At 59.1% G+C, this 403-nt stretch carries 1 protein-coding gene; it reads right to left on the reverse strand.

The window, feature by feature from the left end:
- A partial coding sequence (locus tag EOD07_RS37365; protein ID WP_127238565.1) for a DUF4424 family protein occupies window positions 1-403 on the reverse strand: 403 nt, incomplete at both ends.

Raw genomic sequence — 403 nt, forward strand, 5'->3', positions numbered from 1 at the left:
AACGTCGTCGGCCCGACCTTTTTGACGTTGTCGCCGCAGAAGGAGACGAGGTTTTTGGGGCTGCCCTTGTCGATGGTCAGCTTGAAATTGCCGATGGTGCCGGATGCCCAATTGCCCCCCGTAGTGAGGATGTAGGCGATCCGGCTCTCATAATATTTCGGATAGCCGTCCGGATTCGCCTTGGCCGCCTTGCGCACCGCGTTGTCGAACGTCTCGTCCATGCAATAGCGGCTCTTGTAGCTTTGATATTGCGGGTTCTGGAACTGGCCGTCGGAGAAGAAGCTGACCGAGGAGGTGCCGCCGACGCTGGGCTTGTAGCGGTGCGAGACATGGACCTCCTTGTTGGCCGGAAAGGTCGAGCGCCACCAGTAAGTCGAGCGCAACTGCCAGAAGGGCACATAGG

Source organism: Mesorhizobium sp. M2C.T.Ca.TU.002.02.1.1 (genome assembly GCF_003997225.1).